General features: G+C 40.0%; 20 protein-coding genes. 11 read left to right on the plus strand and 9 right to left on the minus strand.

What is annotated here, in order from left to right:
• The first annotated feature begins 194 nt into the window (after positions 1-194).
• Together ADHAQ_RS0112765 and ADHAQ_RS0112770 are read left to right on the plus strand one after the other, a co-directional pair.
• Complete coding sequence (locus ADHAQ_RS0112765; RefSeq protein ID WP_026463268.1) at positions 195-896, plus strand: hypothetical protein; 702 nt, start codon at positions 195-197, stop codon at positions 894-896.
• A gap of 10 nt (positions 897-906) precedes the next feature.
• Complete coding sequence (locus ADHAQ_RS0112770) at positions 907-1,506, plus strand: hypothetical protein (RefSeq protein ID WP_034256798.1); 600 nt, start codon at positions 907-909, stop codon at positions 1,504-1,506.
• Positions 1,507-1,593: 87 nt separating this feature from the next.
• Here the strand turns inward: ADHAQ_RS0112770 and ADHAQ_RS0112775 are convergent, their stop codons facing one another.
• The 5 genes from ADHAQ_RS0112775 to ADHAQ_RS0112795 all read right to left on the minus strand — a co-directional run bounded on the left by ADHAQ_RS0112775 (position 1,594) and on the right by ADHAQ_RS0112795 (position 6,356).
• The gene (locus ADHAQ_RS0112775) at positions 1,594-2,034 is read right to left on the minus strand and encodes an RrF2 family transcriptional regulator (protein WP_026463270.1); all 441 of its coding nucleotides are present in this window, start codon (positions 2,032-2,034) and stop codon (positions 1,594-1,596) included.
• Positions 2,035-2,163: 129 nt separating this feature from the next.
• Entirely contained in the window at positions 2,164-3,591 is a 1,428-nt protein-coding gene (gene dnaA, locus ADHAQ_RS0112780; RefSeq protein WP_034256799.1) for a chromosomal replication initiator protein DnaA, read from the minus strand.
• A gap of 104 nt (positions 3,592-3,695) precedes the next feature.
• Positions 3,696-4,634 carry a bifunctional metallophosphatase/5'-nucleotidase gene (locus ADHAQ_RS0112785; protein ID WP_026463272.1) on the minus strand — a complete coding sequence of 313 codons (939 nt, stop codon included), beginning with the start codon at positions 4,632-4,634 and terminating at the stop codon, positions 3,696-3,698.
• A gap of 19 nt (positions 4,635-4,653) precedes the next feature.
• Complete coding sequence (locus ADHAQ_RS25565; protein WP_071781174.1) at positions 4,654-5,406, minus strand: 5'-nucleotidase C-terminal domain-containing protein; 753 nt, start codon at positions 5,404-5,406, stop codon at positions 4,654-4,656.
• A 209-nt stretch (positions 5,407-5,615) separates the two neighbouring features.
• Positions 5,616-6,356 (minus strand): DUF72 domain-containing protein, encoded by a 741-nt coding sequence (locus ADHAQ_RS0112795; protein ID WP_026463273.1) that lies wholly within the window; start codon positions 6,354-6,356, stop codon positions 5,616-5,618.
• 133 nt (positions 6,357-6,489) lie between these two features.
• On the opposite strand from ADHAQ_RS0112795, the gene ADHAQ_RS0112800 reads away from it, so the two are divergent.
• Both ADHAQ_RS0112800 and scpA read left to right on the plus strand, forming a co-directional pair.
• Positions 6,490-8,328 (plus strand): methylmalonyl-CoA mutase family protein, encoded by a 1,839-nt coding sequence (locus ADHAQ_RS0112800; RefSeq protein WP_026463274.1) that lies wholly within the window; start codon positions 6,490-6,492, stop codon positions 8,326-8,328.
• 35 nt (positions 8,329-8,363) lie between these two features.
• Positions 8,364-10,508 (plus strand): methylmalonyl-CoA mutase, encoded by a 2,145-nt coding sequence (gene scpA, locus ADHAQ_RS0112805; RefSeq protein ID WP_026463275.1) that lies wholly within the window; start codon positions 8,364-8,366, stop codon positions 10,506-10,508.
• A gap of 82 nt (positions 10,509-10,590) precedes the next feature.
• Here the strand turns inward: scpA and ADHAQ_RS0112810 are convergent, their stop codons facing one another.
• Positions 10,591-11,019, minus strand: a complete 429-nt coding sequence (locus tag ADHAQ_RS0112810) for a hypothetical protein (RefSeq protein ID WP_026463276.1) — start codon at positions 11,017-11,019, stop codon at positions 10,591-10,593.
• Here ADHAQ_RS0112810 and ADHAQ_RS28335 point away from each other — a divergent pair.
• Complete coding sequence (locus tag ADHAQ_RS28335) at positions 11,018-11,182, plus strand: hypothetical protein (RefSeq protein WP_169727999.1); 165 nt, start codon at positions 11,018-11,020, stop codon at positions 11,180-11,182. The two genes, ADHAQ_RS0112810 and ADHAQ_RS28335, sit on opposite strands and share 2 nt — an antisense overlap.
• Positions 11,183-11,188: 6 nt before the next feature.
• On the opposite strand, the gene ADHAQ_RS25570 is transcribed toward ADHAQ_RS28335, so the two are convergent.
• Together ADHAQ_RS25570 and ADHAQ_RS0112825 are read right to left on the minus strand one after the other, a co-directional pair.
• Positions 11,189-12,442 (minus strand): PQQ-dependent sugar dehydrogenase, encoded by a 1,254-nt coding sequence (locus tag ADHAQ_RS25570; protein ID WP_034256800.1) that lies wholly within the window; start codon positions 12,440-12,442, stop codon positions 11,189-11,191.
• Between the two features lie 374 nt (positions 12,443-12,816).
• Positions 12,817-13,227, minus strand: coding sequence for a hypothetical protein (locus ADHAQ_RS0112825; RefSeq protein ID WP_026463277.1), 411 nt, complete (start codon positions 13,225-13,227; stop codon positions 12,817-12,819).
• Between the two features lie 136 nt (positions 13,228-13,363).
• On the opposite strand from ADHAQ_RS0112825, the gene ADHAQ_RS0112830 reads away from it, so the two are divergent.
• The 6 genes from ADHAQ_RS0112830 to meaB all read left to right on the plus strand — a co-directional run bounded on the left by ADHAQ_RS0112830 (position 13,364) and on the right by meaB (position 19,079).
• Positions 13,364-13,981, plus strand: coding sequence for a TetR/AcrR family transcriptional regulator (locus ADHAQ_RS0112830; RefSeq protein ID WP_026463278.1), 618 nt, complete (start codon positions 13,364-13,366; stop codon positions 13,979-13,981).
• Between the two features lie 412 nt (positions 13,982-14,393).
• Entirely contained in the window at positions 14,394-14,996 is a 603-nt protein-coding gene (locus tag ADHAQ_RS0112840) for a TetR/AcrR family transcriptional regulator (protein ID WP_026463279.1), read from the plus strand.
• A gap of 163 nt (positions 14,997-15,159) precedes the next feature.
• Complete coding sequence (locus ADHAQ_RS0112845; RefSeq protein ID WP_026463280.1) at positions 15,160-15,792, plus strand: nitroreductase family protein; 633 nt, start codon at positions 15,160-15,162, stop codon at positions 15,790-15,792.
• A 109-nt stretch (positions 15,793-15,901) separates the two neighbouring features.
• Entirely contained in the window at positions 15,902-16,765 is an 864-nt protein-coding gene (locus ADHAQ_RS0112850; protein ID WP_034256801.1) for a pirin family protein, read from the plus strand.
• 201 nt (positions 16,766-16,966) lie between these two features.
• A complete protein-coding gene (locus ADHAQ_RS0112855; protein ID WP_026463282.1) occupies positions 16,967-18,100 on the plus strand; it encodes a TolB-like translocation protein in 1,134 nt (377 codons plus the stop codon).
• A gap of 1 nt (position 18,101) precedes the next feature.
• A complete protein-coding gene (meaB, locus tag ADHAQ_RS0112860) occupies positions 18,102-19,079 on the plus strand; it encodes a methylmalonyl Co-A mutase-associated GTPase MeaB (protein ID WP_026463283.1) in 978 nt (325 codons plus the stop codon).
• Positions 19,080-19,100: 21 nt separating this feature from the next.
• Here the strand turns inward: meaB and ADHAQ_RS25575 are convergent, their stop codons facing one another.
• The gene (locus tag ADHAQ_RS25575; protein WP_051359896.1) at positions 19,101-19,628 is read right to left on the minus strand and encodes a GNAT family N-acetyltransferase; all 528 of its coding nucleotides are present in this window, start codon (positions 19,626-19,628) and stop codon (positions 19,101-19,103) included.
• Between the last annotated feature and the right edge of the window lie 136 nt (positions 19,629-19,764).

Raw genomic sequence — 19,764 nt, forward strand, 5'->3', positions numbered from 1 at the left:
TATATTAAACAACAGGTATTTCCCCTTATTACTAACAAGTGTATGATTAGATAAAGAACATAGCTTTACAGGTAGAGAAGTGAAATTTACCATTTAGCCCTCTCCCATATTTTATGACAATTCTTTAGGAGGAGTATCAAACTATAACTATATTATATAGCCATTTTAAATTGATAGCTAATCCAACAGAACCAATGAGAAAAATCTTACTGCTATTTTTTTTTATATTCTTTTCTTATGCGGCAAATGCTCAAGACATAATTATAAAAAAGAATGGAGATGAAATACAGGCTAAAGTTTTAGAGATAGAAGTAAACGTAGTTAAATACAAACGCTTTGATAACCTGACCGGGCCTACTATTTCTGTTTTGAAAAATGAATTGTTTATGATCAAATATGAAAATGGCACCAAAGAAACATTCTCCAAAACACAGCCTCCTGTTGGTATTACAGAACAGCCTGCCGTACAGGAAACCATTAAATTGAATGGTCCTCGGGTCGGATTTACTATAATTGGCGGTGACCTTGCTACCCGATTAAAAGACGAATTCAATGTAAATCCTTTCATTACCCAATTCGGCTGGCAATTTGAAACCCGTTTATTTACAACAAGTAATGGCACTTCCGGTCTTTTTGAGTTTGTGCCTTTAATTGGAGGACTAGAACAAGGTAAATTTTTACCTAGCCTGAATGGCTTAATTGGCTTGCGCGGACCGAAAGGGTTTGAAGCAGGCCTGGGACCTAATATTTCCTTGGCGGGAGTAGGATTTGCATTTGCGGTGGGCGCTACCTTTCAATCAAGCAATATCAATTTTCCTGTTAATTTAGCATTTGTTCCTGCTCGCGACGGCACGCGCGTTGGATTAACCTTTGGCTTTAATTCCCGACGCAATTAAATTTCTCCTTATGAAAAATAAACTCTTAATATTCGTAACATTTTTCTTTGCTTTTACCGGGTTGAAAGCTCAGGATATAATCTTAAAAACAGATGGCGAAGAAATAAACGCAACGGTTACCGAAATAACTTTAACGGATGTTGTTTATAAACACCCGGATTCCCTACAGAGCCTGCCGCAAACATTACCTAAACATGCAGTATTCATGATCAAATATGCCAACGGTACGAAAGAAATTATTTCCCAGACGAGTTCAGGTTTGCCTCGAGGTATGGAGCCTACGCCGGAAAATATGTATGAACTGGGCCGATCAGATGCTCGGAAATATTATAAAGGCAATGCTGTCATGTGGGGATCAGCGGCTGCGTCTGTCCTGGTTCCTTATGGTTATATTGTACCAATAGTTATCGCCTTAAACAAACCTAAAATAGGCTTAAATGATATTCCAGATGCCAATTTACTGCAGAACCAGGACTACATGCGTGGCTACCAAAAACAAGCCCACAACCGCAAGATAGGAAAAGCTGCCACCGGAATGGGCATCGGTACCGGGGCTGCATTAGTAGTTTCAGCAATCATGATCTTCGTGATCTTTTCAACCTGGAACTAGTTAAAAACCTATTCCACTACATATATAGTTCTGAATAGGTAGGTTCAGGATTGGCCTCTTGGAATCCGATCACGTAATCTTAAGAAGTTAGTTTGAATTATCTTCTAACAGTACATTTACCTTCTGCATATCTGACAGGTAAGTCGTATCCAGAATGGAAGCAGTTGCATCCCGTACCTTTTTCATTACTAACCGGATTTCACACGTTTCCTCATCCACACACTCATCGCACTTACGGTAATATAAGTGGCTAACACAAGGTATTGGAGCCAACGGTCCGTCAATCATCCGGATAATATTACCTACCGAAACTTGAGAAGGATCTTTAGCCAGCGTATAGCCACCATTTTTACCACGGGTACTTTGCAATACCTGCTGGGTTTTCAGATCAACCAGAATAGCTTCTAAAAATTTACGGGGAATGCGTTCTTCATTCGCAATATCCGAAATTAAGATAAGGCCTTTATCTCTGTTTTTAGTTAGATAAAGAAGGGCTTTAAGGGCGTATTTCGCTTTTTTAGAAAGCATCTATTTACTTATATCAATTGAAAATGAATTCTGTTTATTTCTTATATAAACGAAAAACAGAACACGATCATTCAAAACCTGATCTAATTCACACTTTAAATTATCAAATTCCCAAAATGATTTCCAAGGCTAGCCCGCCTTTACTTTAAATTTCTTTTGCAGTTCCTGAATAGAGGCCTTAAATTTTTTATCGGTATCTATCAAGTCTGAAACTGTTTGTACCGAATGAATAACTGTACTATGGTCGCGGCCACCAAAGTGGTACCCAATGGATTTTAAGGAGTGGCTCGTGAACTCTTTGGCAAAGTACATAGCTACCTGCCGGGCCGTTACTATTTCCTTTTTGCGGGTTTTAGCTTTAAGTGATTCTACAGTTACCTCAAAATATTCAGCTACTGTTTTCTGAATAAAATCAAGGTTTACTTCGGTCTCTACGTCCTCAATAATATGCTTTAGCGCCTGCTTGGCCAACTCCAGGTCTATTTCTTTGCGGTTTAACAGCGATTGGGCCATCAAGGAAGTTAATACTCCTTCTAGTTCCCGCATATTGGTATCCACGGAGTAAGCTAAATATTCTACTACATTATCCGGAATATCAAGTCCATCAGACTGCATTTTCTTTTGGATAATAGCCATCCGGGTTTCAAAATCCGGGCTTTGTAAATCAGCCGTTAAGCCCCACTTAAAGCGCGATAATAAACGCTCTTCCAACCCTTTTAAGCTACGCGGCGGCAAATCCGAAGTCATGACAATTTGCTTACCTGATTGGTGCAGATGGTTAAAGATATGAAAGAACATTTCCTGGGTCTTTTCTTTCCCACTCAGAAACTGCACATCATCAATAATCAGAATATCTACGAGCAGGTAAAAATTAGCAAAATCCTGAACCGTATTGGTTTTTAAAGACTCAATAAACTGGTTCACAAATTTCTCCGAGGATACATATAAAACAAACTTCTCCGGATTATTGCTCTTAATATGGTTTCCAATAGCCTGCACCAGGTGGGTTTTACCTAAACCTACGCCACCATAAACCATTAAAGGGTTAAAAGAAGTAGTACCGGGTTTATTGGCCACAGCATAACCAGCCGAACGTGCTAAACGATTACAGTCGCCTTCAATATAATTATCAAAGTTGTAAGATGGGTTTAACTGCGAGTTCAGGAAGTTCCGATCAATACTTTTCGATTCGAAAGGATTTTTCAGGAAGCTGTTTTCCGGCTGATAGGAGTTGGAAATAGCTTGCGGCACTTTCTTGGTCGGAATATTTACCGTTTGGGGTTTATTGAAATTATCACCACGGTCTACTATAATTGAATATTCCAGACGGCCTTCGCTACCTAACTCCTGGTAAATAACCTTTTTTAATAAGCCAACATAATGTTCTTCCAACCATTCATAAAAAAATTGGCTGGGCACTTGTATAGTTAATATGTTATCACGTAGCATTAAAGGTACAATGGGCTCAAACCACGTTTTGTAGCTTTGCTCACCAATGTTGTCCTTTATTACATACAGACAATTATTCCATACTGTCGCACAGTCTTTTACCGTCACATTCACCAGATTCTGCCAATTAATTTTACTATAGAGGAATACCTACATAACCTATAGGGGGGTACAAAAATGGAAAAAAAATTGGTAACAAAAAACTATTTAATTCACGAAGTTTTGATAGAGGAATCAATTGGCAACACGGCCGATGCCACTCTTTTCTTTTCTTTACTCCTGTTGTTGAAGATATAATCAATACGTCCCAAATTAACACCTGACCACCCTACCTGGTTTATCAGCGTTTCAGGACCTGTGGCATGGGTTATTTTTTCGGGAGCCTCCAAAAAGGTATGTGTATGCCCGCCTAATATTAAATCTATACCACTTACCTGCGTGGCCAATTTGCGGTCATTTATTTTCTTTGAGTTGTCCGGGAAATCATATCCTAGGTGAGATAGACATACAACCAAATGACACTGCTCTACCTCCCGTAGTTGCTTTACCATATCGGCTGCCCGCTGAAGTGGATCCAGGTAAACCGTGTTTCCATAATTTCGGGTATCCACTAATCCTGCCAATTCAATACCCAGTCCGAATACACCAACTCTTACGCCTCCTTTATTAAACAACTTATAGGGTTTAAACTGATCTTTTAATATGGTTTTACTAAAATCGTAGTTGGCATTAAGGAATGAGAAGCCGGCATGGGGTAGTTGGCGCTGTAATCCAACCAAACCATTGTCAAAATCGTGATTACCCAAAGTAGCAGCATCGTATTGCATCTGCGTCATGAGCTTATATTCTAACTCCCCACCAAAAAAATTAAAATAAGGCGTTCCCTGCCAAATATCTCCGCAATCTAGTAATAATACATTAGGCTCCTGGCTCCGAATTTGATTAACCAAAGTAGCAAGCCTGGCCATTCCTCCTTTTCCACCAAAATTTTTGGTTTCTGCCGGAAAAGGATCAATGCGGGAGTGCATATCGTTGGTATGTAAAATGGTTAATTTCAATTCATTGGCGGCCCACAGTTCAGTTGGCAACCCAACTAGGCTTAAACCGGCTGCTCCGGCTACCGAAGTGCGAATAAAATTTCTCCTGTTCATCATACGTACTTGAGCCGGTTTAAATTTTCTTTACCCTACCTTCCAGCTTTGCCTCAACCGGTTTCTGCTGGGCGGTTAAATCTTTAATTTTCTTAAGGATTGCCTCCCGAAGCAGAATACCTGTTTCGGTTACTTTTGTAGCGTCTCTTAACATAATCAGGTTATCGCCTCCATTAGCCAAATAGTCCGAAACAGCCATGGTATATGTTCTTTGCATATCCAGTGGTTTGCCTCCAATTAAGATATTAACCGGCTTTTTATTTTTTATACTAAACGTAGCGTTAGAAACTGACAAAACCCGACGTTGTGCACCAAACTCAAATAATTTCTGGACAGAGGTTCCGGGTAAAGTTAGTACCAGAACTTTGTTCTCGAATGGCATTACTTCAAAAACATTCCCTACTTTAATATTTCCTTTCGGCAAACTATTGCGCAAGCCGCCTTGTGTCATTAAACCCAAATCTACTGGTTGCCCAATAGCAGCACTTGCTTGCTCCCGTTGCAGATCGGCTACAAAATTACCTAATGTAGATTCAACTGTATCACTGGATAACTCCATTGGTGCTATTCCAATCACCTCATTCATCCGCTCTTCTACTTGTTGGCGGTAAGGTGCTATCACATTCTCAGCTTTAGCGTCAGGAGCTACTTTGGCATCTACCAGAACAGCTGTTTCCGTAGCTAAAGTAGCCTCCGGATACAATCCCTTTTGACAGGAAAATAATAAAAAGAAAAGGCTACAAGCAACCTGTCCAAGGTTTAATCTTTTCATTCTTTCAATTAACATTTTATTAAAACACCCAATCACAAATAAACTTTAAACCAAACCTGGTTCCATTTTATTTTTTATAAATCAAGATAAATAATACAACTTTTTAAACTACTCAAGAAACAGGCTTCACAAAAAAGGTACCACACCAGGCCTAAGTAGTAAGCAGCCCCTTCATCTATACTTAGTGATTATTTTCTGCTTTTTATTATTTAAAGGTTATTAACGAACTGCTGCAGCGTTTTTGCATTTTGCACAGCACTGCCAAACATAGTATTGTTAAAGTAAACCCAAACTTCTTTACCATCCAACAGCCAGTCGTTTACCATAAAGGCATAACGTTCCAAGGCTTCGTCGGAATATGGTCCTGAATATAGACGTTCTTCGCCGTGCAGCCGCAGGTATACTTTCTCAGTGGTGGTAATGTCTAGCTTAGGCCAGCGGGGAGAATCGGCTATTACAAATGTTATCTCATATTCCCGCATTAAATCAAGTGGTTCTTCTTCGAGCCAACTTTTATGCCGTACTTCCATAGCAAAAAACTGTTCAGGGTACTTTTGGCGCAAAACGCGGAAGAAGCTTTCTGCTAATAATCGGTCGTATCGCAAACTAGCCGGAATTTGCACCAATACCGGCCCCAACCGCTCTTCCATTAATTGGTACCGGCTCATCCATTTTTCCAAAGGCGCTTCAATATTTTCTAAACGCTGAACATGGGTGATATCTTTATGAAGTTTGGCTCCAAATCGGAAAGAAGTTGGCGTAATAGCGAGCCAATTCTGAATGGTTTTAACCATGGTATAATGGTAGTGGCTGCTATTTATTTCTGTAGTATTAAACTGATTTGCATAAAAAGGTAGATAATCTGCTGAAGGCATATCTTCAGGATAAAAGATGCCTTTCCACCGGTAGCTCCAGCCACTGGTGCCAATGTATAAGTTTTCGGGTAACATGCTCCCTGATACGGATAAGCCTGCTGATAGGGATTCTCTTTTTTAATTCACTATTGGTTTACTACCACGAAAGGCATTCAACTTAAAGCTGGCAGCCACGTTTATCATTAATCTAAATACTGTATATTTCTGCATGTCCAAAGATTATGAACACACCTCCCTTTTTCCCGAATTTAAGCCGGTTTCTGGCCAGGAATGGGAAGAAAGGATACAGAAAGATTTAAAGGCTGAAAACCCGGATAGCCTTTTTACCCAAACTCCTGAAGGCATAACCATAAAACCATTTTATTGTGCCAAAGATGTAACGGATACGGCACAACAGGAGGCCTTGCCCGGTAAATTCCCGTATGTACGCGGGCACAAGAGTACTACCAACAACTGGAAGAATATACAAAATATCTGGGTTATCAATAATAGTCAGGAGGCCATTAACAAAGCCAAACAGGCCTTGGCCAACGGAGCAGATGGAATTCTTTTCATAATAGAAAACGAGGAAGCCTTTGATCTTGATTATTTGATTGACCAATTAGATCTGGCTCATACTACCGTTTGTTATTCGGTAAAACACCACGCTGATGCTTTTTTTACCAGGCTCTGTAACGGATTAAAACAAAAACAAATTTCTCCTTTTGGATTGAAAGGCTTTCTGCTTATAAACCAGCCTATATCTTCCCGAACTGCCGCCTTGCCAATTAAAAAGGTAGAGCATATAATTGAACTATCTAAAAATGCTGTAGACTTTTATGGAATAGCCATAAACGGTGCCCAGTTTGGGAACAATGGAGCAACCGCGGTACAAGAAATAGCCTTAACTTTAGGTGCAGCTGTAAGTTATTTGCGGGAATTAGGTGATAAAGGCATTCCACCTAGTACCATTTTCCGGAACATGCAATTTTTAATTAGTGCCGGCACCCACTACTTTATGGAAATTGCCAAAGTACGGGCCATTCGCTGGCTTTGGTCTGGCCTGGTAAAAGCAACCGAAGAAGAACCTGAACTGGCCGCGCACCTGCGCATCCATGCCACAACCTCGTCCTGGACCATGACGGCCTTTGATGTCCATACCAATATTTTGCGGGCTACTACCGAAACTATGGGAGCCATTATCAGTGGCTGCGATTCTATTTCGGTTCTGCCATTTGATCAGGTAATTCAAAAAGAGAATGCCTTTTCGGAAAGAATAGCCCGTAATATTCCGCTAATTTTAAAACATGAAAATTTTTTCGATCAGGCCATTGATCCGGCCGCTGGTTCTTATTATATCGAGAGCTTAACCCAGGAACTGGCTCAGAAAGCCTGGGCTTTATTTCAGGAAATTGAGGCCCAAGGAGGCTTTACTAAAGCAGTAACCAGTGGATTTATTAATAAAATTCTGACAGCTACCGCTTCCGAAAAAATTAAAAAAGTTACCGCCGGAAAAGAAGTTTTAGTAGGCACCAACCATTTTGTTAATAAACAGGAAAAAATCGATTATAATATTGAGGAATTAATTCAAAGCCAGCATTTTGATCAAACCAGGGCGAGCTACCAGTTTGAAGTAATGCGGTTTGCGGCTTTGCTGCATTATCAAAAGCAAAACCAAAGACCTAAGGCTGTTATTGCCATTATTGGTCCCGATATTCAAGAGCATATACACGCTGCTTTTGCAAAAGAATTCTTTGATTGCTCTAATTTCGATACTCAAATTTTACATTTTGATTCGGTCAAGTCTTCCCTGGAAAAACTATTATTTGTTCCGTGTAAAGTGATTGTGCTTTCCAGTACAGAAAGCCAATTTTCGCGGTTTTACCAACATTTTACCGAAGCCCTGAAAAAGCATAAAAACCGGCCATTATTAATTATAGCGGCTTCTCCGGAAGAGATGAAAGAGGAACTATTAGACTCTGGTTTTGACGGCCATATATTCCAGAACTGCGACGCGACCTCCATTATAGGTCGCATTCAGGAGCGGTTACTTAATGGCGAGTTGTAAGGCCTTTTCACGATTTAAAATTCCTGCTTTAACAAATGATATTAGATTTCACCAAAACAGATTTTAAAACCTTAACCTCGGGTGTCAATCCGCCTGGAGCTGCTGTTAAGCCCCAAAACTGGCAAAGCCATGAACAAATTCCCTTACAAAACTTCTATACGAAAGAAGACACGGCTCCATTTGAACATGTAAATTTTGCCGCCGGGATACCACCATACTTACGTGGCCCCTACAGCAGTATGTACGTACGCACCCCCTGGACCATCCGACAATATGCCGGATTTAGTACAGCAGAAGAAAGCAATGCTTTTTACCGGCGCAATCTGGCTGGCGGCCAAAAAGGATTATCCGTAGCGTTTGATTTAGCCACCCACCGGGGTTACGATTCTGACCACCCCCGGGTAGAGGGAGATGTGGGCAAGGCCGGTGTTGCCATTGATTCTATTTTGGACATGAAAATACTTTTTGACCAGATTCCGCTGGACCAGATGAGTGTTTCTATGACCATGAACGGTGCGGTGCTGCCCATTCTGGCTTTTTACATTGTAGCGGCCGAGGAACAAGGTGTACCACAGGAAAAACTAAGTGGCACCATTCAGAATGACATTCTAAAAGAGTTCATGGTGCGCAACACGTACATTTATCCACCGGAGCCCAGCATGCGCATTATCGCCGATATTTTTGCTTACACCTCGCAGCACATGCCTAAATTTAATTCCATTAGCATAAGCGGGTACCATATGCAAGAGGCCGGCGCCACCGCCGACCAGGAGCTGGCTTACACCTTAGCCGATGGATTAGAATATGTGCGTACCGGATTAAAAGCAGGTCTGGATATTGATTCTTTTGCGCCGCGCCTTTCTTTTTTTTGGGGCATTGGCATGAACCATTTTATGGAAATAGCCAAGCTCCGGGCGGCCCGCATGCTGTGGGCGAAGCTTATGAAACAATTTAATCCAGCAAATGAAAAGTCGCTGGCCTTACGTACCCACTGCCAGACTTCCGGCTGGAGTTTAACAGAGCAAGACCCATTTAATAATGTTGCCCGCACTACCGTGGAAGCCATGGCCGCTGCTTTGGGTGGCACCCAAAGTTTACACACCAATGCCCTCGACGAAGCTATTGCCCTGCCCACCGATTTCTCGGCCCGCATTGCCCGCAACACCCAACTATACCTGCAACACGAAACGCTACTTACTAAAACAGTAGATCCCTGGGGCGGTTCTTATTACGTGGAAGCCCTTACCCACAATTTAGCCTACAAAGCTTGGGAACTGATTCAGGAGGTAGAAGATTTGGGAGGGATGGCTAAGGCTATTGAAACCGGTTTGCCTAAAATGCGCATAGAGGAAGCTGCTGCCCGTCGTCAGGCCCGCATCGATTCGGGTAAAGACGTAATTGTGGGCGTAAATAAATATCGTTCTGATGCTCCGGATGATTTCCCGATTGAAATTCTGGATATAGACAATACTGCCGTGCGGGAGGCCCAACTGAGACGCCTGCAACACCTAAAAGAAACCCGAAATCAAAATGAGGTTGATGCTGCCCTGACAGCTTTAACCGAGGCCGCCCGTACGGGCACCGGCAACTTACTTGCATTAAGTATTGATGCTGCGCGTAAACGGGCTACTTTAGGAGAAATATCAACCGCTTTAGAAAAAATATACAGCAGACACCGAGCCGTGACCAGAACCATTTCCGGCATTTATTCCGCCGAACTATCCGATGACGAAAATTTTAAAAAAGCACAGGAACTAGCTAATAAATTTGCCCAACTGGAAGGCCGGCGTCCGCGCATTATGGTAGCAAAAATGGGCCAGGACGGCCATGACCGGGGCGCTAAAATAATTGCGACTTCTTTTGCTGACCTTGGCTTTGATGTAGATATAGGTCCTCTTTTTCAGACCCCAAAGGAAGTAGCCTTGCAAGCGGCTGAAAATGATGTGCACGTGGTAGGCATTAGTAGTTTAGCAGCCGGCCATAAAACCTTGGTTCCGCAACTAATAGATGAGCTTAAGAAACTGGAGCGCGATGATATTTTAGTAATAGTAGGAGGTGTTATTCCAGCCCAGGATTACCAGTTTCTAACAGATGCTGGTGTGGCAGGTATATTTGGTCCGGGCACAGTTATAAGTGTGGCTGCGCGCCAGATTTTGGAACGACTGATGCAGGAAACATAAAACCAGGTGGGAAAGAAAATCTGGAGATAAAAGTTATCGAGCTATCTTACTTTTGATTACTTACTGAAAAGTAATACGCTAATTAATTTGGTGAAAGCGATAGCTCATGACAATGTTTTAACCACTTTTTAGCTTCTTCAGCATTGGCAAATACTTTCATTTCAAATACAGTTCCTACCTTCTGGTGCATTTGCTCTGCCGACATTTCGGCTAGGGTTTGGCTATCTACAATATGGGCAAAGTATTTAAGACCTGCTTGCAGGGCGCGGGGCGTCCAGTTATTGGCTATCCAATCAGTAGCATGATCCCAGGGTCCTATTACTTCGCGGTTATCATTTAACAAGCAAGTGGTTTTATAATCCTTGATGAAATCTAAACAGGCATTTGCCCCTGCCACCACATTATCGTAAGTCTGGTAACCAACCCAATTATTATAAACCCATTTATGCAGAGCGTCATACTCAATGGTAATAAATACCCGGCCAATGGCATTGGATAATTCTTTCTTCATGGGTGCTGCTGCTTTTTTAGGAGTAATTAAAAATAAAGCATTTTTTTATATTTACAAAGAAGCTTCAAAATTTAAGCTAGAATTTAAAAATCAGCTAATTAAAATCAATAAAAAACCCAGTCATGGTAACAACTGGGTTTTTTATTTTAATAACTATAACTAGCAACTTTTACTTTCTGGCAGAAGTTGTTTTAGCCGGACCTAATTTGTAAATCTTACCAGTAGCCAAAGCTAAGGCATAAATGCGGCCCTGGCTATCTTCACCAAAAGAAGACAATGCCCGATCCTGAAGTTGTGTAAGCTTTTCGTTACTTACTACTTTATTGCCATCATAAGTTAAAGCCCAAATATATCCGGTACCATAATCGCCGTAAATATATTTACCGTCTAATTCCGGGAAGGTTTTATCACGGCTTACGTATCCACCCGTAATAGAAATACCGGTATCGCCACCATGCTGATAAGTAAATATCGGCGCCTCCACTACAGTAGAGTCATTATTAATTGGTTTATATGGCTGATCGCCTTCCATTAAACGCCAGCCATAATTACCACCGTTTTTAATAATATCAATCTCTTCGTATTTTTCTTGTCCTACATCGGCAGCCCACAATAACCCGGTTGGTTTATCAAAGCTGAAACGCCACGGGTTACGCATGCCATAGGCATAAATTTCTTCCCGGTAATTTTGTTTGTTGCCTTTAAAAGGATTGTCATCCGGAATGGCATATTTCCAGTTACTGGCAGTTTTATTTACATCAATGCGTAAAATTTTTCCAAGTAGTGTATACTTACTCTGGCCGTTTCTATGCGGATCTCCTTTAATAGTACCACCATCACCGGTAGCTATATATAAATAACCATCGTTACCAAAGGCAATTTTACCACCATTATGGTTGTCGTAAGGCTGGCTAAATGTTAATATAACTTCTTCTGAATTTGGGTCTGCTACGTTTGGATTGGTTTTACTTACCTGAAAACGAGAAACAGCACTTTCTAAATGAGGAGCGTTGCGGGTGTAGTATAAATAAAAAGTACCATTGTTTTTGAAATCTGGATGGAAAGCTAAGCCAAGTAAGCCTAATTCCCCTCCGGCACCGCCACTCTTTACCCGATCTGTAAGATCCAGAAATGTACCAGCGCTTGGCACATCGGATTTATTATCGAATACCCTAACCCTTCCTTTTTGCTCTAAAACAAAAATACGGTTGGTGCCATCAGTTGGGCTTTGCAACTCTACCGGACGTTCGAACTTAAGGTTTGGGAAAGCTGGCAGCAAATTATAATTTCCATTGGTTTGCCCGGACTGAGCATTAGCGGCCGATTTTTTAGCTGATTTATTTTGTGCAAAACTTGTAGTAGTAGTACAGATACTAAGCGTAAGTGGCAACAATAAAGCAATTAAAGCTTTTGGTGTTTTCATTATTATAGTAGAAAGTTTAAAAAATTTAAAGCTTTAAAAATAAATAAATTTTTACTCATAACCTTCCTTTTTTTTAACAACTTAGAAATTAGCGCTTTGAACCGATAATATTCTCATAATTAATTTGTTGCTAGGCAAAAAACACAAGGTTTAACCAGTAAAGCTTAAAAAATAAGGTGAGTAAACTAAATAGCGTTTTAGTTTTATAGCCAGCTTTTAAATCCCTTAATTTAATATTTGAAAAAGTTAATTCCTTTTAATAGCTATTTTAAGGAAGGGTTACTAAGGAGAAATGGCCATGCTATTAAACCCAAATTAAAAGCATCATACTAATAGTAAAAGACAGGAGATTAACCAAATCTTATAGAAAACTACTATTTAAGTTTTAACCAGTTTAAGGCCTCATTTTTATCTGAAAAATTTTGGAAAGCATATCTCCGCGTAAACTTTTTATCGACTTCCTGCGACAAGGTTTTAACCTTTTCTTCTCGTAACGGATTAAAAGATTCGAGGCGGGCTAGTTTCTGTAGCCGGGTATTGGCCAGGTCTTGGCTTAGCTTAAGAACCATCTGTTTATAAGCACCATTATCTACCTCGGTTCTATTATTACTAGCATCTATTAACAAATACTTTATGTCATAATGCCTTAAAGTATCTATAAAAATTTGTAAAGAATAGGTTATTTCGGCTACAGGAGCTTTAGAAATTTCTGGCCACTCCACTTCTAAAATATCCGAGGCAGGGTCATAGTCTAATTTTATAAGCCCATCTTGGTGTAATATCATTTTAAAATAAATTAGATTAAAAAAGCATTCGTAAAACCTCAGAAAAGAGGCGCGAAAGCTATGGACTTAGGAAACTCTGAAGGTTTTAAAAGTTTTCACTGGTAAAAGTACTTTCTTCCTTACATCTTTGCAAATAATGGAGGAGTTAAAGAAAAGAATAGTTGACAAAGCCACCCAATTATTTTTAAAACAAGGTCCAAAAGGAGTAACGATGGATCAGGTTTCTGATGATTGCGGCATTTCTAAACGTACCCTTTACCAAAATTTTAAGGATAAAAACGAACTGTTACTAGTCTGTTTGGAACATATTCACCTGACTCAGAATGAGAAACGAACACATTTAAAGCAAACTTCTGAAAACGTAATAGAATTTTTTATTCTGGCTACTAAGGAGGTAATTGAACAAAAGAATAAGTTTAATTCTAACTTTTTTTATGAAATTCAAAAGTTTTTTCCAGCTGTAGCTGACTATCATAACAGTATTTCACAGAAAGTGCTGATTGAAGATTTATCTTCTGTTTTAGAAGAAGGAATAAAAGCAGGATACTTTAGAAAAGAAATAAAAATAAATGTGTCACTCTGGCTTTTAAAAGGTCAGATTGATCTGCTTTATTTCAGCGATATAGTTACCAAAATCAATCTCAGCTTTTCGGAAACTTTCCAGTGTCTGATTTCTTTGTTTTTAAGAGGAATTGCCACCCCCGAAGGACTGGAAGTCTTAAGTCGCTATGAAAAAACTTGGCTGGATAGTTAACCAGGATTGCCATTACAATTTGTCGCTTTCTTAGTTATACTTTTATTCCACGAGAACCAAACCTTACTGTTACCTAAATGGGGAAACTTATTAGTTATTTATATATATCCTCCTCCAACACTTTCCTTGGTATAAGTAAGTCCAATAAAAGGCTGAAATTCCAAAACTAGCTGGGCCTCCCCCATGCTACCTTCAAAGCTATAAAGGGCATTTTTATAGGAGCATTTATAGCGAAACCTTAATAAAAATTCTATGCTTGAATTATAAAGAAGGATCGTCTATTTATAATTATATCCCATACCTGTTTACCCTTGCTCCATTATTTAATTAAAAATAATAGCTAAAAATTTGACAGGTATAAAAAGAACTATACCTTTGCTAACACTGTTATAATTTATAACAAGGCAAAACAATGGGAATAGTAGAACGTAAACAACGGCAAAAAGAAGAGGTTCGGGGAAGCATCCTGCGGGCTGCCTGGCATTTGGTGCTGGAGGAAGGTTGGCAAGCGCTTTCTATTCGCAAAATAGCTGATGCAATTGAATACAGCGTTCCGGTAATTTATACTCATTTTGATAACAAAGAGGCCATTTTACATGAGTTTACAAAAGAAGGTTTTCAGTTATTAAATGCTCAATTAGAAGCAGCTAAAGCACAGCAAACATCTCCTGCAAAAGAGTTAGAAGCCATGGCACATGCCTACTGGAGCTTTGCATTTAATCATAAGGAGTACTATCAGCTTATGTATGGTTTAGGCATGCCAACCTGCGAAACAGTAAGACAAGTACCTGAAGTAGGAAAATTTAGTAATCTTCTAAAATCAAGTATTGAAGAATTAATAAAAGAAAGTAAACGACCTGATATAGATCCTTGGCTTAAGTTTCATACTTATTGGTCAATGTTACACGGATTAATTTCTATTAACCTAACAGGTAGAAGTGCAGAGCCTGAGGAATTAAATCAAAGGGTTCTGGAGGATGCAATCTCTGGGTTTATTAAAAACATAGAAAACTAAAATTTTTTAATGCATTACTTAACAGTGTTATAATAAATAATATTGGTAACAAAATATAAATTTAGCTCTAAGTGCTTTTTTTTAGCAACTAATAATAACACTGTTATAAATAATAACTACAAACAAAAAAAGAAATTAAATAGCAATTATAAACATTAACAACATGAGTCTAATACAAGCATTAAACTGGCGCTATGCAGCCAAACGCATGAATGGTCAAAAAGTACCACAAGATAAAATTAACAATATACTAGAAGCTACTCGTTTATCTCCGTCTTCCATGGGTTTGCAGCCTTATACAATTCTTTTAGTGGAAGATGAGGAGTTGCGGAAGCAAATCCAAAAAGTAGCTAACAATCAGCCTCAGATTTTAGAAGCTTCGCATCTTTTAATATTTGCTGCCTGGGATAACATTACACCAGCTCAAATTGAAGAGTATATAAATCATACGGCAGAGGTGCGTAATGCTGATCCGGCTACCCTGGAAGGTTTTAAAGGTGCTTTGTTAGGTATTGCCCAAAAAAACACCCAGGAGCAAAACTTCCAGTGGGCTGCCCGTCAGGCCTATATAGCTTTTGGTACCGCCATTGCTGCCGCCGCTACTGAACAGGTAGATGCTACCCCTATGGAAGGTTTTAATGCGTCCGCGTTAGATGAACTGTTAAACTTAAAAGAAAAGGGTTTACGCAGTGTTACCTTATTGCCACTTGGGTACCGCGACACGGCCAATGACTGGCTAGCCAGCCAGAAAAAGGTACGTCGCCAGAAAGATAAGCTTATCGTACAGCTAGCTTAATTTAGTTAAGAATTAGCGATTTTTAGTTTTTAGGTTGGGTCTCTTAGAATAAATGATTTATTTTGGGAGACTCTCCTGTTTTAGGACCTGCTAAAATTATAAAAGTAACATGTTACGATCTATTAAGAAATTACACGAAGCTAGTTTTGCTCCCATTGATAATTTAATTACTTACCGGGCGCTGCCATCCATTTACCTGCAAATGGGAGCACTAGACCCTTTCTTGTTTTTAAACCATCATGGGCCGCAACAATATAAACCCAATAATACGGGCCTACCTTTTGGCCCCCACCCTCACCGGGGCTTTGAAACCGTTACTTTTATTTTACAAGGTGATATTATGCACCAGGATAGCGGCGGGTATAAAAGTACTATTCAGGCAGGCGGTATCCAGTGGATGACAGCAGGAAGCGGTCTGATTCATTCGGAAGTGTCGTCGGAAGAATTTAAAGCTAATGGCGGCCCACTCGAAATATTACAGCTCTGGCTAAATCTGCCAGGACATTTAAAAATGACCGAACCTAAGTATACTGGCTTACAAGCAGACGAGATACCCTTGGTTTCTTTGGATGAAGATAAAGTAACGGTACACCTGGTTTCCGGCAGTTGGGGTGAAAACAAAGCGCCCATCCAATCCTTAACCGATGTTCAACTTTCGTGGATAGATTTTAAAGAAGGTGGCCAATTAGCAACCAGTGCCCCAGCTGAAAATACTTTATTTTTATATGTAGTAAAAGGAAAAATAAAGGTAAATGGGTATGAGGCAGAAGAACTGCATTTAGTGGAGTTTTATCCCCGGGGCGAAGAAATAGAAATCCAAGCCTCCGCCGACAGCATCATTTTATTTGGTCATGCCAAACCTTATGGCGAAAAAATAGTAGCCTATGGCCCTTTTGTTATGAACTCGGAAGACGAAATTCAACAAGCGTATCAAGATTTTCAGGAAGGAAAATTTGGTACCTGGATCGCGTAATTAATTGCTTTTTTAGATATTCTAAGGCCAGTTTTATCGCTGGCCTTTTTCTTTTAGAGAGTTTCTCTGGCTATTTTTAGGGAAAATTAAACTTTCATTTACTGATTATTTTATTTTCTATTCTTAATTTTAACAAAGGAAGACAATATTACTCCTAAAAATACTTTTGATATTTATATCCAATAAAGGTTAATTTGTAGTATGCTGGTTAAACGCATTTTATTTATTTTCTTTCTTTTTGTGTGCTTTTCGGTTAAAGCGCAGAAAGAAACCAGTATTTGGTATTTTGGAATAAAAGCTGGCCTGAATTTTAATAAAACCACTCCCGCTCCGCTGTATAACAGCCAAATGGCAACAAATGAAGGATGTGCCACTATTGCCGACGCTAATGGAAACCTGTTATTTTATACTAATGGGGTCTACGTCTGGAATAAGAATCACCTGATTATGCCCAATGGCCACCGCCTTATGGGTCATCGCTCTTCTACCCAATCGGCCTTAATTGTACCCAAGCCCGGCCACCAAACACAATATTATGTTTTTACAACTGATTTACAATCGCAGGCGTATGGCCTACGCTATTCTTTAGTAGATATGGTACGTAATGACAGTACCGGGGAGGTAATAGAGAAAAACATGTTTATGACCTCACCGGTAACCGAAAAATTAACGGCCATAAAACATCAAAACGACCAGGATGTTTGGGTACTGGTACATAAATGGAACTCAGATGCATTTGTAGCCTTTCTGGTTACTGATAAAGGAGTAAGCAGAACGCCCGTTACTACTAATATTGGTACCACCCACCGGGGCAAGGGCAAAGGTGCTATAGGCTGTATGAAAGCTTCGCCAGACGGTAAAAAAGTAGCATTGGCAATCTGGCGGGATATAAACCAGTTTGAAGTATTTGATTTTGACAACAGCACCGGTAAGCTTTCTAACCGGGTAACACTGGGTCCGTATCCAGAAGCATATGGCGTAGAATTTTCGCCGGATGGTTCTAAATTATATGGTACCACCAATGGCATTGGCAGTACCGAGCCGCAAATATGGCAGTTTAACTTAAATGCCGGATCCAAAACAGCCATTGCCAGCTCCGCCATTCTGATCTCTAATTCTAAAACTCATAAAATTGGGGCTTTGCAATTAGCACCTGATGGTAAAATATACCTGGCCAAAGAAGATGATTCATATCTGGGCGTCATTCATAATCCCAATGCAGCTGGTTGGTCTTGCCGTTATATTGATAAAGGGCTTTCATTAGGCGACCGTAAAGCCAAATTAGGTCTGCCTAACTTTGTTCAAAGCTATTTTCAGGCTAAACCATTAAATTAAAGTGGTCAAACGCTTCTATGTTGATCAGTACGCCGACCGGATTATTGCCGGTGATCGCATCGTACTTAGCCGGGCCATTACATTAGTAGAAAGCACTCTTCCCTCTGATCAGGAATTGGCCCAGCAGGTTATAAACCGGTTATTACCACATACTGGTAAATCTATTCGTATCGGCATCACCGGTGCACCTGGCGTAGGCAAAAGTACTTTTATTGAAGCTTTTGGTAATTACCTGATTACAAGACAAAAAAAGGTAGCCGTTTTAGCGGTAGATCCAAGTAGCCAGCGGACAGGAGGCAGCATACTTGGCGATAAAACCCGGATGGAAACACTAGCTACCAACCCGGCAGCTTACATCCGACCTTCACCAGCCGGAAAATCATTGGGGGGAGTTGCCCAGAAAACCCGGGAAGCTATTCTTCTTTGCGAAGCAGCTGGCTTTGATACCATTTTGGTAGAAACCGTGGGAGTAGGTCAATCTGAAACGGCCGTTCACGGCATGGTGGATTTTTTCTTACTCTTACTATTAGCTGGTGCCGGCGACGAATTACAAGGGATTAAAAAAGGTATAATGGAATTGGGTGATGCCTTAGTTATTACCAAAGCAGATGGAGCAAACTATTTACAGGCAAAAAAGGCAAAATCTGAAGTGGAGCAGGCCTTACAGTTGTTTTCAAAACCAGAGTCTGGTTGGTTTCCACAAGTTACTATCTGCTCTGCCCTGGAAAACAAAGGCATTAATGTTATCTGGAACCAAATTGATGCTTATTTCAAGCTAACCCATCACTCAGGCTTTTTTCAGAAGAAACGGAAGGATCAGAATTTATTTTGGCTGCACGAAACAATCAGACAGGCCTTATTGGATAATTTTTTTGCTGCGCCCGCCATAAAGAGTATTTTGCCTGAATTAGAGCAACAAGTATTGGACGGTTCCATATCGCCAACCTTAGCCGCCCAAAAATTATTAAACCTTACTTAGCAGGCTTATCTGTTCTAACTATTAAACCAGCATAAAGTCTTCCTTATTAAAGGAATAAGTTATACCGTCTGTTAATTTACCATTTGCTAGTACCTGTTTATTTACCAGGCATTCTTTCTTGGCCCCGGCTTTTTCAGCAACCCGGCAACTAGCTTTGTTATCAGTAGCGGCCACAATTTCAATCCGCTCCAAACCCAGGGCTTGTAACCCAAACTGAGCTGCTAATCTTGTTGCGGTGGAGGCTATACCACTTTTAGTAAAATTTGAGTGCACCCAATACCCGAGGTTAGCTACCTGTTCCCGCCGGTTAATTAAACCCAACCCAACTGATCCTAAAAATTCTTCTGTTTCGGTATCAGTTATAACAAAATTATATGCTTGACCTTCTTTCCAGGCCTCTTCCTGTGCTTTAACAAAAGCCTGACTTTCTGCCAAAGAATAATCTTCGTGGCTCCAAAACAACCAGGGTTTAATCTCTTGTACCGATTGGATCACAGCCTCGTACAAACGGGGAATATCAGCTTCCTGAAATCTACGAATAGCTATCATGCCTTAAACTTGCTTTTAAAGCAATTATACAAAATTATTTAAAAAGAGAAAATATTTTGCTTGATAGTCAATAGTTTACCTTACAAAATAAAAATGGAGAATAAAATAATTATCCTCCATTTTCATAAGTTTAAAA

This window comes from Adhaeribacter aquaticus DSM 16391 (genome assembly GCF_000473365.1).
Taxonomy (GTDB): domain Bacteria; phylum Bacteroidota; class Bacteroidia; order Cytophagales; family Hymenobacteraceae; genus Adhaeribacter; species Adhaeribacter aquaticus.

Coding starts and splice junctions, on each gene's coding strand:
- ADHAQ_RS0112775 (WP_026463270.1), bottom strand. CDS start 2,034: ATGCTTTCTAAAAAAGCGAAATACGCCCTTAAAGCCCTTCTTTATCTA.
- ADHAQ_RS0112845 (WP_026463280.1), top strand. CDS start 15,160: ATGAGTCTAATACAAGCATTAAACTGGCGCTATGCAGCCAAACGCATG.
- ADHAQ_RS0112840 (WP_026463279.1), top strand. CDS start 14,394: ATGGGAATAGTAGAACGTAAACAACGGCAAAAAGAAGAGGTTCGGGGA.
- ADHAQ_RS0112830 (WP_026463278.1), top strand. CDS start 13,364: ATGGAGGAGTTAAAGAAAAGAATAGTTGACAAAGCCACCCAATTATTT.
- ADHAQ_RS0112850 (WP_034256801.1), top strand. CDS start 15,902: ATGTTACGATCTATTAAGAAATTACACGAAGCTAGTTTTGCTCCCATT.
- ADHAQ_RS28335 (WP_169727999.1), top strand. CDS start 11,018: ATGGGTGCTGCTGCTTTTTTAGGAGTAATTAAAAATAAAGCATTTTTT.
- ADHAQ_RS0112795 (WP_026463273.1), bottom strand. CDS start 6,356: ATGTTACCCGAAAACTTATACATTGGCACCAGTGGCTGGAGCTACCGG.
- ADHAQ_RS25565 (WP_071781174.1), bottom strand. CDS start 5,406: ATGAAAAGATTAAACCTTGGACAGGTTGCTTGTAGCCTTTTCTTTTTA.
- ADHAQ_RS0112825 (WP_026463277.1), bottom strand. CDS start 13,227: ATGATATTACACCAAGATGGGCTTATAAAATTAGACTATGACCCTGCC.
- ADHAQ_RS0112765 (WP_026463268.1), top strand. CDS start 195: ATGAGAAAAATCTTACTGCTATTTTTTTTTATATTCTTTTCTTATGCG.
- ADHAQ_RS0112770 (WP_034256798.1), top strand. CDS start 907: ATGAAAAATAAACTCTTAATATTCGTAACATTTTTCTTTGCTTTTACC.
- ADHAQ_RS25570 (WP_034256800.1), bottom strand. CDS start 12,442: ATGAAAACACCAAAAGCTTTAATTGCTTTATTGTTGCCACTTACGCTT.
- ADHAQ_RS0112810 (WP_026463276.1), bottom strand. CDS start 11,019: ATGAAGAAAGAATTATCCAATGCCATTGGCCGGGTATTTATTACCATT.
- ADHAQ_RS0112800 (WP_026463274.1), top strand. CDS start 6,490: ATGTCCAAAGATTATGAACACACCTCCCTTTTTCCCGAATTTAAGCCG.
- ADHAQ_RS0112785 (WP_026463272.1), bottom strand. CDS start 4,634: ATGAACAGGAGAAATTTTATTCGCACTTCGGTAGCCGGAGCAGCCGGT.
- ADHAQ_RS0112855 (WP_026463282.1), top strand. CDS start 16,967: ATGCTGGTTAAACGCATTTTATTTATTTTCTTTCTTTTTGTGTGCTTT.
- ADHAQ_RS25575 (WP_051359896.1), bottom strand. CDS start 19,628: ATGATAGCTATTCGTAGATTTCAGGAAGCTGATATTCCCCGTTTGTAC.
- scpA (WP_026463275.1), top strand. CDS start 8,364: ATGATATTAGATTTCACCAAAACAGATTTTAAAACCTTAACCTCGGGT.